Origin of the sequence: Flavobacterium branchiarum, assembly GCF_030409845.1 — a bacterium.
Lineage (GTDB): Bacteria > Bacteroidota > Bacteroidia > Flavobacteriales > Flavobacteriaceae > Flavobacterium > Flavobacterium branchiarum.
Window position 1 is genome coordinate 2,324,662 of the sequence record NZ_JAUFQQ010000003.1, and the last position, 20,444, is coordinate 2,345,105.

Here is a 20,444-nt window from a genome sequence, read left to right on the forward strand (position 1 = left end):
TTTAACTAAACAATATCTACTACAATCTTAGTATTTCCAGATCCATCGCTTACTGCAATATGTGCTTCTAATGCATTATCTAAAGTAAATTTTCGAGGATCAACAATAGGCTTAAGCTTACCATCTTCGATATACTGAGTTACTTTTTTAAGAATTTCTCCATGATGTTTTCTTCCTTCCCCAGTCAACATTGGCAGAAGAACAAATATTCCATGTAAGCTATTAGAACGTAGCGAACCAGTGGCCAAATTATGAGTCCCAAATGCGGCGCAACTACTTATATGTCCATAATGACGAATGGCTTTAAAAGAATCATCTAATATTGCTCCTCCTACGGTATCATATATAACATCAAACCCTTTTCCGTTGGTAAATTCAGTAACATAATCCTCAACTTTGGCAGTTGTATAATCGATTCCCTTCGCGCCTAAAGCTTCAACTGTTGCGATTTTAGATGGAGATGCAGTTGCAAATACCTCTGCTCCAAATATCTTAGCCAATTGTACTGCCATATGACCAACACCACCTGCACCACCTTGCACCAATACTTTATCACCTTCTTTTATAGTAAATCGATCAGCCAAACCTTCCCAAGCAGTTAAAACAGTAAGAGGAACAGCGGCGGCTTGTCTCATCGTTAGATTTTTAGGTTTTATTGCCAATAAATCAGCATCTACAGCAGTATATTCAGCAAGTGTACCTTGTAAACCAAGTACGCCTCCCGCCAATCCATATACCTCGTCTCCTACTTTAAATTTAGAAACGTTTTCGCCCACTGCTTCAATAATTCCTGCCAAATCAGTTCCCAAAACAGCCGGAAGCACAGGAGTAGCATAAGGTGCTTTTTCTATTCTGATTTTATTATCTATCGGATTTACTCCGCTTGCTATTATTTTAACCAATACTTCACCTTCTTTTGGAAAAGGCTTATCTATTTGACTGTCTGTAAAATCCGAATTATATGATTTTAATACTAACGCTCTCATTTTTGTTGACATAATAATTTAATTTTTTATTTGTTATTATCTTCGTAATCAGTATATTATTTTGACAGTACAAATATCTGAACAATTATTCAAGTCGAATTTTCTATACAGCTCTTTATTATGTTCTTTTTAGCTCATTATATAAATAAAGCCATTGGGTGTAATTATATTAAAACGTGGCTCACCTAAAAGCTAATTCTAGCTAATTCTAGCATCAGAAGGTGTTATTCCAAAATGTTCTTTAAAAATTCTAGAAAAGTGGGCCGTATTTTCAAATCCTAATGCATAACAGGTATCTGAAACTGAGAGTGAAGTGTTTTGCAAAAGCTCCTTCGCTTTTTCTAGCCTTCTTTTGCGAATCCAATCGGATGGCGGAATATTATAAATTGCTTTAAAGTCTCTTTTAAAGCTTGCAAGACTTCTGCCTGATAAATAAGCTAACTCTGGTAAAGAAATTGGTGAAGCATAATTGTCTTCCATTATACTAGATAAATCAAATTTCACAGGCTGTTTCATCTGTAATAATTGATGTAGAAGATGTTTGTCGGTACTTGAAATATCGTATAAAACTTCTAGAATTTTTAATTTTATTAATCCAGCATCTATATTTTCAATTTCATTAAAATACGGCTTTAGAGAAAACAAAAAACCTTGAATTCTTTCCTTAACAGGCTTTACCATTATTGAAACTTTTTCGGCTGTTTTGCAAGATTTTATCTCAGCCAATTTCATAAAGCTAAGAATACATTCGTCTTTTAGAAAAATCATTAAACTGTCATAGACATTTCCGTCAAGGACATCTCCCCTTTTATCAAACTCAATCAAACTTGCCTTTGGAAATAAAATCATTTCGTTTTTCCCAACAGTAAATTTAGAATTACCATATGTTAACGTGTTTTCTCCCTGAAGTACAAAAAGCAATAAGTGATCCTCCAAAAACATAGCGCCCTTACTTTGAACAGTATGAACGCAAGATTCTATTACAGAACAACCTCCAACTTCTAATACTCTTTTATTAAAAGGAGGTTTAACTAAATCGGTAGGAACTTTAATTGATTTCATAACTGTAAAGATAATTCAATCTTTTTGAAACCGACTTTACTATTTAGCTCAAATCGTTTTACTATTTAGTTCAAAAATTAAATAAACAGTCATAAAACAAAAAACAGTTGCAAGAACGTTCTTGCAACTGTTTAATGAAGATTATTAAGTTCTAGAAAAAGAAATAACCTACAGATAATTGAAATACTCCGTTTTTATTTTTACTAGATGAATTGTCTACATTATTAATATTAGTTAATCCTAGATTATATCTTGCACCAAAATTAAGTCCGTTGTCAAGCTTATAACCTAAGCCAAAATTAACACCAAAATCAAAAGTTTTGAACGAATCTTTTACATTTACACTTTCATTTTTAGCAGAAAATAAAAAACCTAATTGAGGTCCAGCTTCAACACTCAATCCTTTTGTTAAATAGTATTTTCCCATTAAAGGAATGTTCAGATAACTTAAGGCAATTGTATTATCTCCGAAACTATATCCCTGACCAGAATACATTAATTCGGGTTGAAAAGAGAACTTATCCGAAATAGGAATTTCTGACAAAACACCAAGATTAAATGACGTTACTCCGTCAATCCCTTTGGTATCATCTCCGCTGATAGATGCAAAGTTTAAACCTCCTTTTGCTCCAAATTTAATTTTTTGAGCATTAACATTTGTAAATCCTAAAACTGCAACAACAGCTAGTAATAAAAATTTTTTCATAAAAAATGATTTGAATTATTTGAATGCAAATTTGATACAAGCGAAAATAGAAAAGGTTTCAAAAGCTTAAAAATGTATAAAATGGTACTTATTTCTTAGTATTTTTATATTCATTGGGTGTTTGACCAGTAACTTTTTTAAAGGCTTTATAAAAAGTTGTTTTCGAAGTGAATCCAGATTCTAATCCCATCGTCAATAAATTATAGTTTTCATATTCAGAATTTGAAATCATTTCCTTAACAGCTTCAACTCGATATTGACTGATGTAATTAGCAAAGTTGTCTCCCGTTACTGTATTTACAATTTGTGAAACGTATCCAGCGCTTATGCCTAGTTTTTCAGCAACCTTTTCTCTATTTAATGTACTGTCAGTATAAATGTGCTGCTCTTTACATAGGAGTTCCAATTTCTGAAAATAAAGATTATCTACAGTGATAGATTCCCTATTTTCTTCTAGTAGACTATTATCTACAATTTGTAGATTGGCATACGAAATTACTGCATCATCATTTAGAAAACTAAAAATGGCTTCTTTGTTTTTAGCCAGTTTGTATTTGTAAATACCTATATAAGATGTCCAATGAATAATAAATGTTGCAGACAAAGCCAAAATATTCATAGCAGAAGAAATATCATATTCAAGAAATAATCCAGCTAGAGCAGTAATCAGAAAAGCGAAAATCATTGAAGAAACAATGGTCAATAATATAATTATCCATTCTTTTTCCTGTGTGTTTTTTAAATATTTTACCATAAAATAAGAGTAAAACAATAGAAACGGAATAAATGTAACGGCCAAAATAAGATGGATTAGACCTAGTATTCCGATTAAAGCCACGCTCGGCTCAGGTAAAGTATAAATTCCTGCAACAAAATCAAGATCACATATAACATTAAGAGCAACGGAATAAGCAAATGGAATAAAACATAAATATACTTTTTGCTTGCTTTTTACAGTATCATCAATCCGGTTTATGACAAATAAAAACAGGAAAGCTGGTAATAGAAATACCCACTCGATGTGATCTATAAATCGTAGGAAAGGATAGGGAGTAAATGCATCTTGTACCTCGAAAACATGATTCAGTAAAATAATTGAAAGTGTAAATAGTAGATATGCCAGATATTTATTCGAATTACTATTGAATAAGGAAGACTTTAAAATAAGTAAGCCTAAGACTATTCCTTGAAAAATCGCAATATTTAAAAGTGTTATATAAATCAATTTTTTAAAATAAAAGTTGTTTTTAAGATTTCATTTGGGCTATCATGGTAATTCATCACTTATTAAAGCTTAGCTCATTTCACAAGAATTAACAAAACGAAATTATGTTAATACTGTTGATTTTCTTACAAGGATTAAGAAATGATTAACTAAAATGACTTGAAATTTATAAAGAATATTGCAATACTGTTTTTTCATTTCAAACTATTGAAACACTATTATATAATGGAATCCCCTTACTTTAAGAGGTTTAAAACTTAACTACCACAATTTAAAGGATCAATACGAAAACCTGTAGAGTGACAAGGTTTTTTTTGTTTTATTTTTTTTTAACCACAATCTTGTCCTTCTGAGGAACGAAGACCCGAGCCTTGCGAATAGACGAAGTAATCTCCACACGAAACTAACGCAAAGTATTCCTAGATTGTCGAGCTACTAGGGGATAAATACATATGGTTGTGGAAAATATTAAAAAAATGTAATTTTTCGAACCATAAAAAACTCCTTAATTTCTTAAGGAGTTTTCAAATTGTGTGTTCCTTACGAACCTTTTTTTACAAGATCTGAAGAAAATTTATTTAAAATAAAGATTAGTATCTTATTGTTTGGTTTTGCTCATCTTCCCACTATTACTTATAACGTTCCCTTACTACAAGAGGTTTGGGGTTAAATTAAGCCTTATTTTCGGATTTGCCTAAACTTCCCAAATACAAGACTACTTTTTAATTATGCCAATTGCCCAAATCTATTGTAGCAAGTGTTAGTGGCTGGTTCTTTTCAATTTAGTTTCAATAAATGCTTCCAAGTTTTCAAACTTTTCTTCTCCAATTTCTTCTTTACTTAAAATATAGGATAATAGATGATTGTTAATCACATCAAGAAATAAATTTTCTTCAATAATTCTAAAACCACTAAATCCTTCCCATTTAATTTTCAAATCAAATTTATAGTCTTTGTAGCCGAAATAATCTTCGTTAAATTCCCAGATTGAGTTTTCACAGCTTTTTATTTGTTCTTCAACAACTTTATTAATGGCTTCCAAATATTTTCTTTTACTTCTGTTATATGCTACTTTTATTTTGTAAAATTCTAATATTCCATAAGCCCCCATTGCGATAAATACATAGCCAACATTTCCTTTTCCGTAAACAATTAGTGAGCCTAATAATATTCCAATAATCGATATTATTAGATTTCTTTTATAATTCTTTAGAGTTTTTAACCAATATAACTCAAAATTCATATTAAGTTGTTTTCTAGTAATGCTTTCTTTAAAAGGAAGGTCAAATTTCATATGTTTTTCTACGGTTTGGTTTGGAAGTTGCCACTAACGTTCCCTTGCTACAAGAGGTTTGGGGTTAAATTAAGCCTTATTTTCGGATTTGCCTAAACATTCCAAATACAAAACCATTTTCAAATTAAGCCAAATGCCCAAATCCGTTGTAGCAAGTGTTATAGCCAGTGCTTATTACGCTAAATGTCTTTTTAATACTTTTCGTTCTGAATAGGCTTCTTTCCACATTTCTATTTTATAAGAATCGTTTGGGATTTCATCGTAAGCAGATTTTAAATTTGTAGAATAAACACGTATTCTATATTCGCCATTTTCAATTTCAGTTTCTATTTCAATTTCAGAATGTGGGCAGTCCAATATTTGTAAAGTTCTGGAATGAATTTTTATACTTGCTTCTACAACGTGGTCAAATGAACTAAAATCTTTAATTAAACTTTTCGAATCCAAAATTTCAAATTCACATTCTACTTTTCCTTCGTCGTTTGCAATTGCAACACCTATAATTCCATCTTCTACAGCAAGTTTGTCAGCAAAAGCTTGTTCTGCCCAAAAACTTTCGGAGCCAGTATTTCCATTTGCATTTTTGTCATTTATGTAGAACTGTCCGTAATCTGTTGTAAACTTTAAATCAAATTTCATTGCAATCTATTTCTTTGTTCTACTTTTTGCATTGGCTATAACTTATATATAAGTCTGATAAAATCAGACCTATCCACCATAATTAAGATGTATATGTATGAGAAATGTCAGATATTATTTCCTTACGAATATAGAAACAATTTTTAATTTATCTTGATTGTAAATTTTAAAATGTTTGATGCTATAAGTACTTAGGGGAATCCAATAGTTTAATGGTTTGATTAATATTACGATCCTTAAGAACTACGAATCATTTATTTCAGTAAATATAGGAGTTCACAGAATTACAGAAAAAAGTATGATTTTTTAGAACCAAAAAAAACCTCCAAAATCAATGACTTTGGAGGTTTGTTAAAAAGTGGTGGGCGATGAGGGGTTCGAACCCCCGACCCCCTCGGTGTAAACGAGGTGCTCTGAACCAGCTGAGCTAATCGCCCTATTTTACTAGGTTGCTATCATATATGTGATTGCGAGTGCAAATATACAGCTAGAATTCGTATTTGCAAGCCTTTTTTTAAAATAAATTTAAAGTTTTTTTTATTCCACTATTTCACAACACTTTAACAACATCACGAAATAGTATAATTCTTTTGTAATAACTCGCTATAGTCATACATTTGTATTTATATAAATAATACAATGGCAAGATTCAAAGAAAATGATTTACCCAAATCAAAAATAACCGCTACTTCACTCAATAAAGCAACAATAATATTTAAATACGCAGGAAACCACCAATGGAAATTTTATGTTGGCTTGGTTTTTTTACTCTTTACAGGAGCAACTGCATTGGCTTTTCCTAAACTAATGGGAATGCTAATTGATTGTGTTAAAAACAAAGACAACTCCGAGGCTAATATGATTGCACTTGGACTGGTTGTTATCCTATTTTTGCAATCTATCTGTTCTTTTTTCAGACTATCATTATTCGTAAATTTCACCGAAAACACGTTAGCAAATCTTCGTTCAGCACTTTACAGTAATTTGGTAAAACTTCCGATGTCATTCTTCTCTCAAAAACGAGTAGGAGAATTAAATAGCCGTATCAGTGCCGATATTACTCAGATACAAGACACATTAACATCGACAATTGCTGAGTTTCTACGTCAGTTTATATTAATTATAGGAGGAGTTATTTTATTGGCTACCGAAAGTTTAAAACTAACCTTATTAATGCTTTCAGTTGTTCCGCTTGTAGCAGTTGCAGCAGTTATCTTCGGGCGTTTCATTCGTAAATATTCTAAAAAGGTACAAGATCAAGTTGCCGAAAGCCAAGTTATTGTTGAAGAAACAATGCAAGGAATCAGCATAGTAAAAGCTTTCGCAAATGAGTGGTACGAAATTGCACGTTATAACGGAAAAATTAAAGAAGTAGTAAAACTTGCAATCAAAGGCGGTAAATACCGTGGTTACTTTGCTTCATTTATTATCTTCTGTTTGTTTGGAGCAATCGTAGCAGTTGTTTGGTACGGTGTACGTTTAAGTATTGCTGGTGAAATGAGCGTTGGACAATTAATCTCGTTTGTACTCTACTCTACTTTTGTTGGAGCTTCTTTTGGTGGAATCGCCGAATTATACGCTCAAATACAAAAAGCAATTGGAGCTACCGAACGCGTTTTTGAATTGCTAGATGAATCTCCAGAGAAAATAAACTCTCATCAAAAATCGACTCCTATCGAAAAAATACAAGGAAACGTCACTTTCAAGAATGTACAATTCAGCTATCCGTCGAGAAAAGAAATTATGGTTCTAAAAGACGTTAATTTCACTGCCAAATTCGGCCAGAAGATTGCCATTGTAGGACCAAGTGGAGCTGGAAAATCGACTATATCATCTCTCCTATTACGTTTTTATGATATCGATGCAGGAGAAATCATTGTTGACGGAAAAAACATCTACGATTATGATTTAGAAAACCTAAGAGGAAACATGAGTATTGTTCCTCAGGATGTCATTTTATTTGGTGGAACAATCAGAGAAAATATCGCTTATGGTAAACCAGATGCAACCGAAGAAGAAATATTATTAGCAGCCAAACAAGCCAATGCATTTAATTTCATCGAAGGATTCCCAGAGAAATTCGATACATTGGTTGGAGAAAGAGGAATTAAGCTTTCTGGCGGACAACGTCAGCGTATTGCAATTGCTCGTGCATTACTTAAAAACCCAAGTATCTTGATTCTTGATGAAGCAACATCGTCATTAGATAGCGAAAGCGAAAAATTAGTTCAAGAAGCATTAGAAATTTTGATGCAAGGAAGAACAAGTATTATTATCGCACACCGTTTATCAACTATTCGTAGTGCCGATCAAATCCTAGTACTTGACAACGGAATAATCTCTGAACAAGGAACCCACCAAGAATTAATAGCTCTAGAAAACGGAACCTATAAAAACTTAAGTAATCTACAATTTAGTAATATTTAGATCTTAAAACTTAAATTCAAGAAAAAACTCCAATCAAAAAATATTGATTGGAGTTTTTTTATGTTAATTGAGACCACCCTTCGACTTCGCTCAGGATGACATTGCAAACTGAGACTAAAAACTGAATACTTTTCTTCTCAACTCAGGATAACAATACAAACTAAAGAGTCCAAGAAGTCTAAGAATGTCTAAAATCTAACTAGTCTAAGAATGAGAATGAATACTGTAAACTGAGACCGCCCTTCGACTTCGCTCAGCATGACATTACAAACTGAAGAATCTAAGAAGTCTAAGAATGTCTAAAAATCTAACTAGTCTAATTAACCTCTTCTTCTCTTACGTTCCGTTTTTAAAAGCTCTAACTCCCTATTCGTTTGTCCTGCAACCGAAGTATTTTCTTCAGCTCTACGGATAAGGTAAGGCATAACATCTTTAACAGGTCCAAATGGCAAGTATTTAGCAACATTATATCCATTTTCAGCAAGATTGTAACTAATATTGTCACTCATACCGTATAACTGACCAAAACAAATTCTGTGGTCATTATTTTTTATACCTCTTGCTTGCATCAATTCCATTAAAGTATAAGAACTAGTTTCATTATGCGTTCCAGCAAAAATAGACATCGTTTCTAAATGCTCCAACATATACAAAACAGCAGCATCATAATTAACATCAGTCGCTTCTTTAGAAACACAGATTGGAGAAACATAATTTTTCTCTTCCGCTCTTTTGTTTTCTTTCTCCATATAAGCACCACGAACCAATTTCATTCCTATAAAGAAACCTTCGGTTTTAGCTTGTGCATGCAATTTTTTCAAATAATCCAAACGATCCCAACGGTACATTTGTAACGTATTAAATACAATTGCTTTCTCTTTATTATACTTACGCATCATTTCGGTTACCAAATCATCAGCTGCATCCTGCATCCAACTCTCTTCACCATCTACTAGTAAAGCCACATCATTGTTATGTGCTTCTTTACATACTATATCAAAACGTTCAACAACTCTATTCCATTCTGCTTGTTCAGCAGGTGTCAGGGTTTGTTTCTCTCCTAATTTTTCATACAATTCAAAACGACCTAATCCAGTTGGTTTAAAAACTGCAAACGGAATAGCTTCACGTTCTTTAGCAAACTCAATCGTTTTCAAAGTCATTTTTAAAGCAGCATCAAATTGCTCTTCCTCTTCTTTACCCTCAACAGAATAATCCAATACTGAACAAACACCTTTAGTGTACATTTTATCAACAACAGTAATACAGTCATCTTCATTTACACCTCCACAAAAATGATCAAAAACTGTGGCGCGGATTAATTTCTCTACAGGTAAATTTGCTTTTAAAGCAAAGTTGGTTACTGCTGTTCCGATACGAACTAATGGCTGATTGGCAATCATTTTAAAAAGAAAATAAGCTCTTTCAAGTTCTGTATCACTTTTTAACGAAAATGCAACTTGTGTATTATTAAATATTTTTTCCATTATAAGGGATTTTTTTTATGCAAATATAGAGAGAGTTTGAATACTTTTTTTGTTAAAAAATCATTATTTCACATGATTTCTTATCTAAAACAAATAATAAGCAAAATTAAACAGAATTAAACGGAGTTATCTTAAATAAATATCAAAATACCAAGCCATTAAGCTTTGTAAAAATTTTTATTTACACACTATACACAACAACTTCTAAAAGAATGCCTTAGAAACACTTAAAGAATACAAACCATTTACAAATAGAATATTTTACACAAATTTGAGGGTAAATTTGAATATAATATAGCTTAAAATATCTTATTTTTGCGCTTTCAATTAACTACACACAACATGCAATCAATTCAAGCCAATAATTACCCTATTCATTTTAATGAAAATGCATATGAAGCTTTAAATAATCATTTAAAAGAAAACAAATATTCTAATTTATTTATCATTGTAGATACTGATACAAATGAATATTGCTTACCAAAATTTCTACCTTTATTAGAAACAGACCTTACAATAGAGATTATCGAGTTTGAATCGGGTGAAATAAACAAGAACATTGAGACTTGTATCGAAATATGGAAAGTACTAACTGAACTTGGTGCCGACAGAAAAACATTAGTAATTAATCTTGGTGGTGGTGTTGTTACAGATTTAGGTGGATTTGTCGCTTCTACATTTAAACGTGGAGTAGATTTTATACACATACCAACTACATTATTATCTATGGTAGACGCTTCTGTAGGAGGAAAAACTGGGGTTGACTTAGGAAATCTTAAAAATCAGATTGGTGTTATCAATGTTCCTCAAATGGTACTAATTGACACACAATACTTAGAAACTTTATCGCAAAGCGAAATGCGTTCTGGTTTAGCCGAGATGCTGAAACACGGACTAATATATGATGTTGCTTACTGGGAGAAGTTTCTAGATTTAAAAAATATAGATTTTGCCGATCTTGACGAATTAATATATCGTTCAGTAGAGATTAAGAACGAAATTGTAATGCAAGATCCTACCGAAAAACACATCCGTAAGGCTTTAAATTTCGGACATACATTAGGACACGCCATCGAAAGCTATTTTTTAGAAAACGAAAACAAGAAAACATTACTACACGGCGAAGCAATTGCCATAGGTATGATTCTAGAAAGCTATATTTCATTACACAAAAACCTACTAACTAAAGAAGAATATTCTCAGATAAAATCGGCTATAAAATCAATTTATGATGATGTTGTTATTAAAGAAAATGACATAGAGCCAATCTTAGAATTATTAATTCATGACAAGAAAAATGAATATGGCACAATTCAGTTTGCATTAATCGAAGGAATCGGAAAAATAAAGATCAACCAATCAGTTGAAAATGAACTGATTCTTAAGTCCTTTCAAGATTATAAATCTTAACTTATTTTTTAATAAAAAAGCTTTGCTTTACGTATAAAAAATTTTTTACATTTGCAGCGTGAAAAAAAATCAAAAACAAAAACAATTTGGTACTTATAGGAACCATGCCAACACCTCATTATTGAGGGTGTTGAACCGTTTTTACAACTTAATAGGAACCTTTTGTTTTGATATCTTTCAATGTTCAAAAGCGGAGCATGAGAAACTACAGATCGTGTTCGCAAATATTAGGGTTTGAATTCTAGATTATTTTATTGTTTACAACTAATTTAATTTAAAATATCACTATCTCAATGAATACAAAATATTCTGATTTAATAAATCAAACCTATTACTTTCCTCAAGAGGAATTTACTTTAAACAAAGACAACCTTAATTTCCATAACATCGATTTGATGAAATTGGTTGAAAAATATGGTACGCCATTAAAATTCACCTATTTACCTCAAATTTCTAACAACATCAACAAAGCAAAAAGTTGGTTTAGAAAATCGATGGAAAAAAACAAATACGAAGCAAAATACTATTACTGCTATTGTACTAAAAGTTCTCATTTTGAATTCATAATGAATGAAGCTTTCAAGAACAACATTCACATAGAGACATCATCTGCATTTGACATTAATATTGCAGAGAATTTATTGGAAAACGGTAAAATCAATAAAAACACTTACATTATCTGTAACGGTTTCAAAAGAGATCAATACGTTACAAATATTGCAAGATTAATAAACAATGGTCATAAAAACACCATTCCGATAATTGATAACTACGAAGAACTTGATTTACTTCAAGCAGAAATCAAAGGAAAATTCAAAATCGGAATCCGAATTGCTGCTGAAGAAGAACCAAAATTTGAGTTCTATACTTCAAGATTAGGAATAGGATACAAAAATATTGTTCCTTTTTACAAAAAAGAAATCAAAGAAAACAAAAATTTAGAAGTGAAAATGCTACACTTCTTTATTAATACTGGTATCAACGACAATGCATATTACTGGAACGAATTAGTAAAATGTATTAAAGTTTATGTAGCTTTGAAAAAGGAATGCCCTACTCTTGATGGTTTAAATATCGGTGGAGGGTTCCCAATCAAAAACTCATTGGCTTTTGAGTACGATTACCAATATATGATTGATGAAATTATCAATCAAATTAAAATTGCTTGTGATGAAGCTGAAGTAGATGTCCCTAATATCTTTACTGAATTTGGTTCATTTACCGTAGGTGAAAGTGGAGGTGCTATTTATCAGATTTTGTACCAAAAACAACAAAATGACAGAGAAAAATGGAACATGATCGATTCGTCTTTCATTACCACTTTACCTGACACATGGGCAATCAACAAAAGATTTATTATGCTAGCTGTAAACCGCTGGAATGATGCTTACGAACGGGTTCTATTAGGCGGACTTACTTGTGATAGTGACGATTATTACAACTCCGAGCAAAATATGAATGCTATTTATTTACCTAAATACAACAAAGAAAAACCTTTGTACATAGGCTTCTTCAATACAGGAGCGTATCAAGAAACAATTGGAGGTTATGGAGGATTACACCACTGTTTAATTCCACAACCAAAGCATATTTTAATTGATAGAGACGAAAATGGATTTTTGGCTACTGAGGTGTTTTCTCAAGAACAAACATCAGATGAAGTATTAAAGATATTAGGGTACAGTAAAAAACAATAAAAAAATTCGCAAATCACACTAAATTATTATAAAATTTACTAATTTGCATAACAACCTTTAAAGGTTTTAACCTTTAAAAACATAAAAAGAGAAAAAATGAAAGGACCAATTAGTCAGTTTATTGAGAAACATTATTTACACTTTAACTCTGCATCACTAGTAGATGCTGCAAAAGCATACGAACAACAATTGGCTAATGGTGCCAAAATGATGGTAAGTATGGCTGGTGCAATGAGTACTGCCGAAATTGGAAAGATTTTCGCCGAGATCATTCGTCAGGATAAAGTTCAAATTATTTCTTGTACAGGAGCAAATCTTGAAGAAGATATCATGAACCTAGTAGCGCACTCTCACTACGAAAGAGTACCAAACTACCGTGACTTAACTCCTCAAGATGAGTGGGATTTATTAGAAAGAGGATTAAACAGAGTTACAGATACTTGTATTCCTGAGCATGAAGCATTCCGTCGTTTGCAAAAACATATCTACAAAATATGGAAAGATGCAGATGATAAAGGTGAGCGTTATTTCCCACATGAATTCATGTACAAAATGTTACTTTCTGGAGTGTTAGAAGAATACTACGAAATTGACTTAAAAGATAGCTGGATGTATGCTGCAGCTGAGAAAAATTTACCTATTATTGTACCAGGATGGGAAGATAGCACAATGGGTAATATCTTTGCTTCATACGTAATCAAAGGTGAATTAAAAGCATCTACAATGAAATCTGGAATCGAATACATGGTTTTCTTATCAGATTGGTATCCAAAAAACAGTACTAACGGAATTGGATTTTTTCAAATCGGTGGTGGTATTGCTGGAGATTTCCCAATTTGTGTGGTACCAATGCTATACCAAGACATGGAAATGCATGATGTTCCATTTTGGAGCTATTTCTGCCAAATTTCAGATTCAACAACCAGTTACGGTTCTTATTCTGGAGCAGTTCCTAATGAAAAAATTACTTGGGGTAAATTAGATATCAAAACTCCAAAATTCATTATTGAGTCAGACGCTACCATTGTAGCACCATTAATTTTTGCATATTTATTAGATTTATAGAATAACTTTATGAAAAGAGTAATAGTTGATTACGCTAAACTTACCAATGAAATTTTAAACTTATTAGTTGAAAAATTTCCTGATGGTTATGATGATTCGGATGTTATCCGTTTTAGAAATGCTAAAAACGAATTGATAGAAGCTGTTGAAGTACGCACAGAGGACACTATTTATTTAGTGAAAATCAGTACAAAACTTGCTGATAGAATTGAAAATTACGATGAAGATGATGAAATCGACGCAGACGTTGACACAATCGAGCCAATTAAAGGTCTTGATTTAGAAGATGATGCAGACGACGAAGATGAAGACGAGAATCTGGACAAACCAGATCTTGATGGAGATGATGACGACGAAGACAATGACAAAGACATCGCCGATGAGGATGATGACGAAGATGATGAAGATTAATTAATCTGAATATTTCAAAATAAAAAAAGGAACTCGTACATGAGTTCCTTTTTTATTTAGTAAATTACCTACAAAAAAATACCGTTCGATGGATACCGCGTTATTACATACAAAACTAAAAGAAAATTTTGGATTCGAAAAATTCAGACCTAACCAAGAAGATATTATAAACACAATTCTTTCTGGTCAGGACACCTTAGCTATCATGCCTACAGGTGGTGGAAAATCAATCTGCTTTCAATTACCAGCTTTATTGTTACCCGGAATCACAATAGTCATTTCTCCTCTTATTGCTTTAATGAAGGATCAAGTTGACAGTTTAAGAGCAAACGGAATTACTGCCTGCTTTATAAACAGCAGTCAAACCGAGAAAGAACAACAATTTTACATGGAAAGTCTAAAAGACAATACCATAAAATTAGTTTATATTGCTCCAGAGAGTTTATCTTATCTTGACATACTTTTTAATCAACTAACAGTAAGCTTAATAGCAATAGATGAAGCACATTGTATCTCATCTTGGGGTCATGATTTTCGTCCAGCATATACCAATTTAGGGTATTTAAAAAATCGCTTCCCCTCTACTCCTGTTTTAGCATTAACAGCCACTGCAGATAAAGCAACTAGAACTGATATAACAAAACAGCTTAATTTAAACAACCCTAAAACGGTTGTTGCTTCTTTTGATAGAAAAAATTTAAGTCTAGAAGTTCGACCTGCTCTCGACAGAGTAAAACAAATAATAGATTTTATTGAAACTAAACCCAATGAATCTGGAATTGTGTATTGCCTAAGCAGAAAAACTACCGAAGAACTTGCCCAGAAATTAAAGAAGAAAGGAATCAATGCCAAAGCCTATCATGCGGGCTTGGATAGCAAACTGCGCTCAAAAACTCAAGACGATTTTATTAACGATGATTGTCAAATAGTTTGTGCTACAATTGCCTTTGGAATGGGAATCGATAAATCGAATGTTCGTTGGGTAATTCATTACAATTTACCAAAAAACATTGAAGGCTATTATCAAGAAATTGGAAGAGCGGGTCGAGATGGTTTACCATCGGAAACGATTCTATTCGAGAGCTACAGTGATGTCATACAATTGCAAAAATTTGCTTCGGAAGGATTAAACGCCGAAGTACAACTAGCAAAACTAGAACGAATGAAACAATATGCGGATGCTTTGAGCTGCCGTAGAAAAATATTACTTTCTTATTTTGGTGAATTAGTTAATGAAAATTGTGGTAATTGTGACATTTGTAAAAATCCACCTCGCTTTTTTGACGGAACACTCATAGCACAAAAGGCGCTTTCGGCAATTACACGCTTACAAGAAAAAGAGACATTACCAGTAATTGTAGATTTTCTTAAGGGTTCTAAAAATGCGCACATATACGAAAACGATTATCAGAATCTAAAAACTTACGGAATTGGTACCGATATTTCATGGTATGATTGGAATCAATATCTAATTCAACTAATAAATCTAGGCTATTGCGAAATTGCTTTTCATCAGCATAATAAAATTTTACTGACTCCTTTTGCAAAAAAAGTACTATTTGAAGGTGAAAAAGTAAAACTTACAACTGTTGTTAAAAAAGCTACTGAAACCATCGAAATAAAGGAAAAAGCAACCAAAACCAAGCCGAATTCTCTTTTTGAAATACTCCGTCAATTGCGATATAACATTGCAAAAGAGGAAGAAGTTCCCGCTTATGTAATTTTTAGTGATGCCGTTTTAAGACAAATGGAAACATTACGTCCAATGAGCGATGATGAACTTATAGTTATCGACGGAGTTGGAAAAGCTAAACTTGAAAAATACGGTCCTGATTTTGTAAACGCTATAATTGAGTTTCAAAAAAACAAAAAAAAGCCTCTAGCAAAATCGAAGAAAGAAAGCACAACCTATAAAGTAACACTAGAATTATTTCAAGAAGGAATATCTATTGAGGCAATTGCTAAGAAAAGAAAATTAGGTATTTCAACAATTGCATCACACTTAGCAAAGCTATACGTAGATGGACACGACATTGATTTATCTGATTACGTTTCTGATCCTGAAATTTTCAAAATTAGAAACGCACAAGTAAAACTAGAATATCCAGATACGCTAAAACCTTATTATGACTTTCTAGAAGAACAGATTTCTTATGATAAAATAAGATTAGGTCTTGCTATAATTGAGAAGAACTATTAAAAACAATAGCAAATCAGAAGATTACAAATAAGTCTAAATAATAAAAAAGCCTGTGAAATTCTATTTCACAGGCTTTTGACTTTATACTGTAGCGTATTAAAAACTACAAATATCTTTCTTGAAAAACTTTTTGGTGATGCTTTTGGTGACCAATGATAATAAAACCTAAAGCCCTAACCGATATCTGATTGTTAGAAGCTGTACCAACTCTTTTAAGCTGTTCTTCAGACAAGCTTTTATAGAATAATAAATTGGAATGTCTTACAGCAGAAAGCTCTGTCAATAAGTCTTGAAGACCTCTTGCATTTGCATTCGTATTGTCTACATAATCATTTTCTTCAAAACTTGCTAATGCTGTTTTATCATTTCTAGAAAAACGTAAAGCACGATACGCAAAAATTCGTTCCGTATCAATTACATGCTGAATAATTTCTTTGATTGTCCATTTTCCCTCAGCGTAACGATAATCGAATTTATCCATCGGGATATTTTGAACAAACCTTATAAAATCATGCAACGAAATTTCCAACTCTTCAATCAAATTTACATTGCCAGCTTCTTGGACATAAGTTTTAAATCCACCTGAATATTCATTTTCTAATAATTGTGATGCCATCATAATAATTAAATTTAAGCTGAGTTTCTACTAGCATTCGTATTTCCAAAAAGAGAACGTGTTACTATTTTCTCATATACCTTAATCAATTCTTCATCGACTTGATCTTGTTTGTTTAATTCATTAATTCTCAATAAAGCATATTGCTGTATTGTTAACAATGGCAACACAATACGCTCTCTTATTTGAATAGATGCTTTACCATCAGGATAATTCTCCATTAACTCTTTATGTCCTGCTATTTTCAATAACAAACGTTTTGTTTCCGAAAACTCATCAAAGATAATTTGCCAAAACTCTCCAAATTCAGGATCTTTTCTCATGTATGCCGTCAATGGTAAAAATGATTTTGCCAATGACATCATACTATTTTCTAACAAGGTTTTAAAGAACAATGAATTATCATATAAGTCTTGTACTTTCTCCCATTGATTTGTTTCCTCAAAATGCCTCAAAGCAGAACCAACCCCAAAGAATCCTGGTACGTTTTGTTTTAATTGACTCCAAGAACCAACAAACGGTATCGCACGCAAATCAGCAAAATCTAAATTATCTGATTTACTTCTTTTAGATGGTCGACTTCCTATGTTTGTTTTAGAGTAATATTTTAAAGTACTCATCTTCTCTAAATATGGAATGAATTTAGGATGATTCTTAAAGCTTAAATATTTTTGATATCCAAAGTCCGCTAATTGATCTAAAATATCTTTTTCATCTACAGTCAATTCATTTTTAGCCTTACTAAACACCTGATTTGTAACTCCAGCACTCAATAAATTCTCTAGATTATAACGACAAGAATCCAATGTTCCAAAATTAGAACTAATCGTTTGCCCTTGAACTGTAATCTGAATTTCGTTGTTTTCGATTTTTGGACCTAATGAAGCATAGAATTTATGTGTTTTTCCTCCTCCACGAGCAGGTGGTCCACCACGTCCGTCAAAGAAAATAGCATTAATTCCGTATTTTCTTGAAATCTCAGTAAGCGATTCTTTAGCCCTGTAAATACTCCAGTTTGCCATTAAATACCCACCATCTTTTGTACCATCAGAGAAACCTAACATTATAGTTTGTTTATTTCCTCTTTCGGCCAAATGCTTTGCATACTCTGGATTTGTATACAATTGCTCCATAATTTCATGTGCTTTTTGTAAATCATCAACAGATTCAAAAAGCGGAATGATATCAACCGTTGGACTATCCCAATTATTTAATCGGATTAAAGCAAAAGTCTCCATTACATTCAGTGCACTTTCATTATTACTGATTATGTAACGATTTGCCCCAAACTCCCCATTATTCTCCTGAATGACTTTAATAGCTTGTATAGACTCAATTGTTGATTTCGTAATTTCGTTTTCAAAAACATTTGAATCAAGATTCCCTTTTACTTTTGAAAGTACTACTATCTTTTCATTCTCTGACAAATCATAGTAATTAGCAGGAAAAACAGAAGAATCTGACTTAAGGTAATACGTCACAACATCTTTAAAAACAGCATCATGTATTTTACTATTCTGACGAATATCTAATGTTGCAAAGTAAAAACCAAACAAGTTTATTTTGATTAACAAAGCTTCTAACTCATCTAAATACAATGACTGATGTTTCTCAATGATAATCTCTTTAATCTTATTTAACTGCGTCTTAAACTCTTCAAGAGTAATATAAATCTCTCCTTTCGAATAAAAAACAGAACGATATAATTTAAATTCAAGATCAGACACCAAAGTATCAACTCCTGCAAATGTCAATTTCCTTTTTAAGTTTCGTATTTCAACATAGTAACATTTAAGAATCGAAGTTCTCAAACGTTCTGCTACTTTTAATGTAATAGCAGTTGTTACAAATGGATTCCCATCACGATCTCCTCCTGGCCAGAACCCAAGCTTAACTAAAGGATTCTGAATCGATTTACCGTGAAAAATATTTTTTTGAAGGTAATGCACTATTTCTCCCGAAGTTTCATAGAACACATTCTCCAAATACCAAATCAAACTAACTGCTTCATCATAAGGATTAGGCTTTTCGTTTTGTATAAATGGAGTTTTCCCTAATTGAGCTAATAATTTTTTAATTTTAAGCAGATCATTAGAACGAATAGCTTCTGTCAAATCATTAATAATTCCCAATACAGGACCTGGGTAAAACTGTGTAGGATGCGCTGTTAAAACAGTACGAACATTAAAGTTTTCCAAAAACTCAATTAACTCCTCTTCCATCTCTTTAGCATCCGTTTTCTCTTTGATATCACGAAGCGAACCTCTTCCCTCCATGTTATTCACCGTTGGAAAAGCAGCGTCTTCTATAGCATCAAATAACACTATCTGACGTTCGATGTATTGAATAAATCGAAACATCAAGTCGATTTTATCCGTCTCAGAAGCATCGTTTAGGTATTTTCCTGAGAAAAAATCTACAATCTCTTTAGGAGTTTCTTGTTTTTTAAAACCCGTTTCACAAACCTCTGTAAACAAAGGAAGCAAAACCCCAGTATTATCAATAGAGTCAAAAGGCAAAGTAATAAAGACACTATTATAAATATGGTATTTAGAAAGAACGTCTTGATTGAAACGTTCAATTTTTGGAAGCGTATACATAATGCGTTATAGTTGGTTGGTTGTTAGTTAATTTTTCATAAAAAAACCCCAAGAAAAACTTGAGGTTATATTCAATATAGCATTCAAGATCAATTACATATTTTTAAAAATAGTATGCATCAAACGCTTTTTATCATTAATACTTTCTTCTAACGAAATCATAGTTTCAGTTCTATAAACTCCTTCGATATCGTCAATCATAAAAATAACTTCTTTCGCATGTTTAGTATCTTTTGCTCTAATTTTACAGAAAATATTGAATTTACCTGTAGTCACAGAAGCAACAGTTACGAAAGGAATTTGATTGATACGCTCTAAAACGAATTTAGTTTGAGATGTATTATTAAGGAAAACACCCACATAAGCTATAAATGAATACCCTAATTTATCATAATCCAATGCCAACGAAGATCCCATTATAATTCCGGCATCTTCCATTTTTTTCACTCTCACATGCACTGTTCCTGCAGATATCAATAATTTTTTTGCAATGTCAGTAAACGGTACTCTTGTGTTGTCTATCAACATGTCTAATATCTGGTGATCTACTTCATCCAAACGAAATTTACTCATAGTTCTTTAATTAATATTACTAATTACTATTACAAAGTATAAAAAT

16 protein-coding genes and 1 tRNA gene are annotated in these 20,444 nt (G+C 32.1%); 6 read left to right on the forward strand and 11 right to left on the reverse strand.

The annotated features are described in order from the left end of the window. Positions 1-5 precede the first annotated feature (5 nt). From QWY99_RS10735 to QWY99_RS10765, 7 genes are all read right to left on the reverse strand, one after another. Positions 6-998, reverse strand: coding sequence for a zinc-dependent alcohol dehydrogenase family protein (locus QWY99_RS10735; RefSeq protein ID WP_290264751.1), 993 nt, complete (start codon positions 996-998; stop codon positions 6-8). A gap of 186 nt (positions 999-1,184) precedes the next feature. After that, positions 1,185-2,048, reverse strand: a complete 864-nt coding sequence (locus QWY99_RS10740; protein ID WP_290264753.1) for a helix-turn-helix domain-containing protein — start codon at positions 2,046-2,048, stop codon at positions 1,185-1,187. A 151-nt stretch (positions 2,049-2,199) separates the two neighbouring features. Next, positions 2,200-2,754, reverse strand: coding sequence for a porin family protein (locus QWY99_RS10745; protein ID WP_290264756.1), 555 nt, complete (start codon positions 2,752-2,754; stop codon positions 2,200-2,202). 88 nt (positions 2,755-2,842) lie between these two features. After that, the gene (locus QWY99_RS10750) at positions 2,843-3,979 is read right to left on the reverse strand and encodes a helix-turn-helix domain-containing protein (protein ID WP_290264759.1); all 1,137 of its coding nucleotides are present in this window, start codon (positions 3,977-3,979) and stop codon (positions 2,843-2,845) included. Between the two features lie 760 nt (positions 3,980-4,739). Then, positions 4,740-5,273: a hypothetical protein gene (locus QWY99_RS10755; RefSeq protein WP_290264762.1), complete on the reverse strand. Its 534-nt coding sequence runs from the start codon at positions 5,271-5,273 to the stop codon at positions 4,740-4,742. A 174-nt stretch (positions 5,274-5,447) separates the two neighbouring features. Beyond that, complete coding sequence (locus tag QWY99_RS10760) at positions 5,448-5,912, reverse strand: hypothetical protein (RefSeq protein ID WP_290264764.1); 465 nt, start codon at positions 5,910-5,912, stop codon at positions 5,448-5,450. A gap of 359 nt (positions 5,913-6,271) precedes the next feature. After that, positions 6,272-6,349: transfer RNA gene (locus tag QWY99_RS10765), tRNA-Val, on the reverse strand. A gap of 202 nt (positions 6,350-6,551) precedes the next feature. Between QWY99_RS10765 and QWY99_RS10770 the strand changes: the two genes are divergently transcribed. Beyond that, positions 6,552-8,339, forward strand: a complete 1,788-nt coding sequence (locus QWY99_RS10770) for an ABC transporter ATP-binding protein (RefSeq protein WP_290264767.1) — start codon at positions 6,552-6,554, stop codon at positions 8,337-8,339. A gap of 320 nt (positions 8,340-8,659) precedes the next feature. Here the strand turns inward: QWY99_RS10770 and QWY99_RS10775 are convergent, their stop codons facing one another. Beyond that, complete coding sequence (locus QWY99_RS10775; RefSeq protein ID WP_290264770.1) at positions 8,660-9,826, reverse strand: proline dehydrogenase family protein; 1,167 nt, start codon at positions 9,824-9,826, stop codon at positions 8,660-8,662. Positions 9,827-10,168: 342 nt separating this feature from the next. On the opposite strand from QWY99_RS10775, the gene aroB reads away from it, so the two are divergent. The 5 genes from aroB (at position 10,169) to recQ (ending at position 16,609) form a co-directional block, all read left to right on the forward strand. Continuing rightward, the gene (gene aroB, locus QWY99_RS10780) at positions 10,169-11,236 is read left to right on the forward strand and encodes a 3-dehydroquinate synthase (protein WP_290264774.1); all 1,068 of its coding nucleotides are present in this window, start codon (positions 10,169-10,171) and stop codon (positions 11,234-11,236) included. Between the two features lie 293 nt (positions 11,237-11,529). Continuing rightward, a complete protein-coding gene (locus tag QWY99_RS10785; protein WP_290264777.1) occupies positions 11,530-12,933 on the forward strand; it encodes a type III PLP-dependent enzyme domain-containing protein in 1,404 nt (467 codons plus the stop codon). Positions 12,934-13,029: 96 nt separating this feature from the next. Continuing rightward, positions 13,030-13,998 carry a deoxyhypusine synthase family protein gene (locus QWY99_RS10790; RefSeq protein WP_039114211.1) on the forward strand — a complete coding sequence of 323 codons (969 nt, stop codon included), beginning with the start codon at positions 13,030-13,032 and terminating at the stop codon, positions 13,996-13,998. 9 nt (positions 13,999-14,007) lie between these two features. Next, a complete protein-coding gene (locus tag QWY99_RS10795) occupies positions 14,008-14,409 on the forward strand; it encodes a DNA primase (protein WP_164998656.1) in 402 nt (133 codons plus the stop codon). Between the two features lie 88 nt (positions 14,410-14,497). After that, a complete protein-coding gene (recQ, locus tag QWY99_RS10800; RefSeq protein WP_290264789.1) occupies positions 14,498-16,609 on the forward strand; it encodes a DNA helicase RecQ in 2,112 nt (703 codons plus the stop codon). A 103-nt stretch (positions 16,610-16,712) separates the two neighbouring features. On the opposite strand, the gene QWY99_RS10805 is transcribed toward recQ, so the two are convergent. The 3 genes from QWY99_RS10805 to QWY99_RS10815 form a co-directional block, all read right to left on the reverse strand. Next, complete coding sequence (locus QWY99_RS10805; protein WP_290264791.1) at positions 16,713-17,228, reverse strand: DinB family protein; 516 nt, start codon at positions 17,226-17,228, stop codon at positions 16,713-16,715. Positions 17,229-17,239: 11 nt separating this feature from the next. Continuing rightward, positions 17,240-19,825: a phosphoenolpyruvate carboxylase gene (locus tag QWY99_RS10810; protein ID WP_290264794.1), complete on the reverse strand. Its 2,586-nt coding sequence runs from the start codon at positions 19,823-19,825 to the stop codon at positions 17,240-17,242. Positions 19,826-19,918: 93 nt separating this feature from the next. Next, positions 19,919-20,398, reverse strand: coding sequence for an Lrp/AsnC family transcriptional regulator (locus QWY99_RS10815; protein WP_007805990.1), 480 nt, complete (start codon positions 20,396-20,398; stop codon positions 19,919-19,921). Positions 20,399-20,444 lie beyond the last annotated feature (46 nt).

Excerpts from the sequence above, each read along its gene's own strand:
- QWY99_RS10735 (WP_290264751.1), bottom strand. The coding sequence starts at position 998 with ATGTCAACAAAAATGAGAGCGTTAGTATTAAAATCATATAATTCGGAT.
- QWY99_RS10740 (WP_290264753.1), bottom strand. The coding sequence starts at position 2,048 with ATGAAATCAATTAAAGTTCCTACCGATTTAGTTAAACCTCCTTTTAAT.
- QWY99_RS10745 (WP_290264756.1), bottom strand. The coding sequence starts at position 2,754 with ATGAAAAAATTTTTATTACTAGCTGTTGTTGCAGTTTTAGGATTTACA.
- QWY99_RS10755 (WP_290264762.1), bottom strand. The coding sequence starts at position 5,273 with ATGAAATTTGACCTTCCTTTTAAAGAAAGCATTACTAGAAAACAACTT.
- QWY99_RS10760 (WP_290264764.1), bottom strand. The coding sequence starts at position 5,912 with ATGAAATTTGATTTAAAGTTTACAACAGATTACGGACAGTTCTACATA.
- QWY99_RS10770 (WP_290264767.1), top strand. The coding sequence starts at position 6,552 with ATGGCAAGATTCAAAGAAAATGATTTACCCAAATCAAAAATAACCGCT.
- QWY99_RS10775 (WP_290264770.1), bottom strand. The coding sequence starts at position 9,826 with ATGGAAAAAATATTTAATAATACACAAGTTGCATTTTCGTTAAAAAGT.
- aroB (WP_290264774.1), top strand. The coding sequence starts at position 10,169 with ATGCAATCAATTCAAGCCAATAATTACCCTATTCATTTTAATGAAAAT.
- QWY99_RS10785 (WP_290264777.1), top strand. The coding sequence starts at position 11,530 with ATGAATACAAAATATTCTGATTTAATAAATCAAACCTATTACTTTCCT.
- QWY99_RS10790 (WP_039114211.1), top strand. The coding sequence starts at position 13,030 with ATGAAAGGACCAATTAGTCAGTTTATTGAGAAACATTATTTACACTTT.
- QWY99_RS10795 (WP_164998656.1), top strand. The coding sequence starts at position 14,008 with ATGAAAAGAGTAATAGTTGATTACGCTAAACTTACCAATGAAATTTTA.
- recQ (WP_290264789.1), top strand. The coding sequence starts at position 14,498 with ATGGATACCGCGTTATTACATACAAAACTAAAAGAAAATTTTGGATTC.
- QWY99_RS10805 (WP_290264791.1), bottom strand. The coding sequence starts at position 17,228 with ATGATGGCATCACAATTATTAGAAAATGAATATTCAGGTGGATTTAAA.
- QWY99_RS10810 (WP_290264794.1), bottom strand. The coding sequence starts at position 19,825 with ATGTATACGCTTCCAAAAATTGAACGTTTCAATCAAGACGTTCTTTCT.
- QWY99_RS10815 (WP_007805990.1), bottom strand. The coding sequence starts at position 20,398 with ATGAGTAAATTTCGTTTGGATGAAGTAGATCACCAGATATTAGACATG.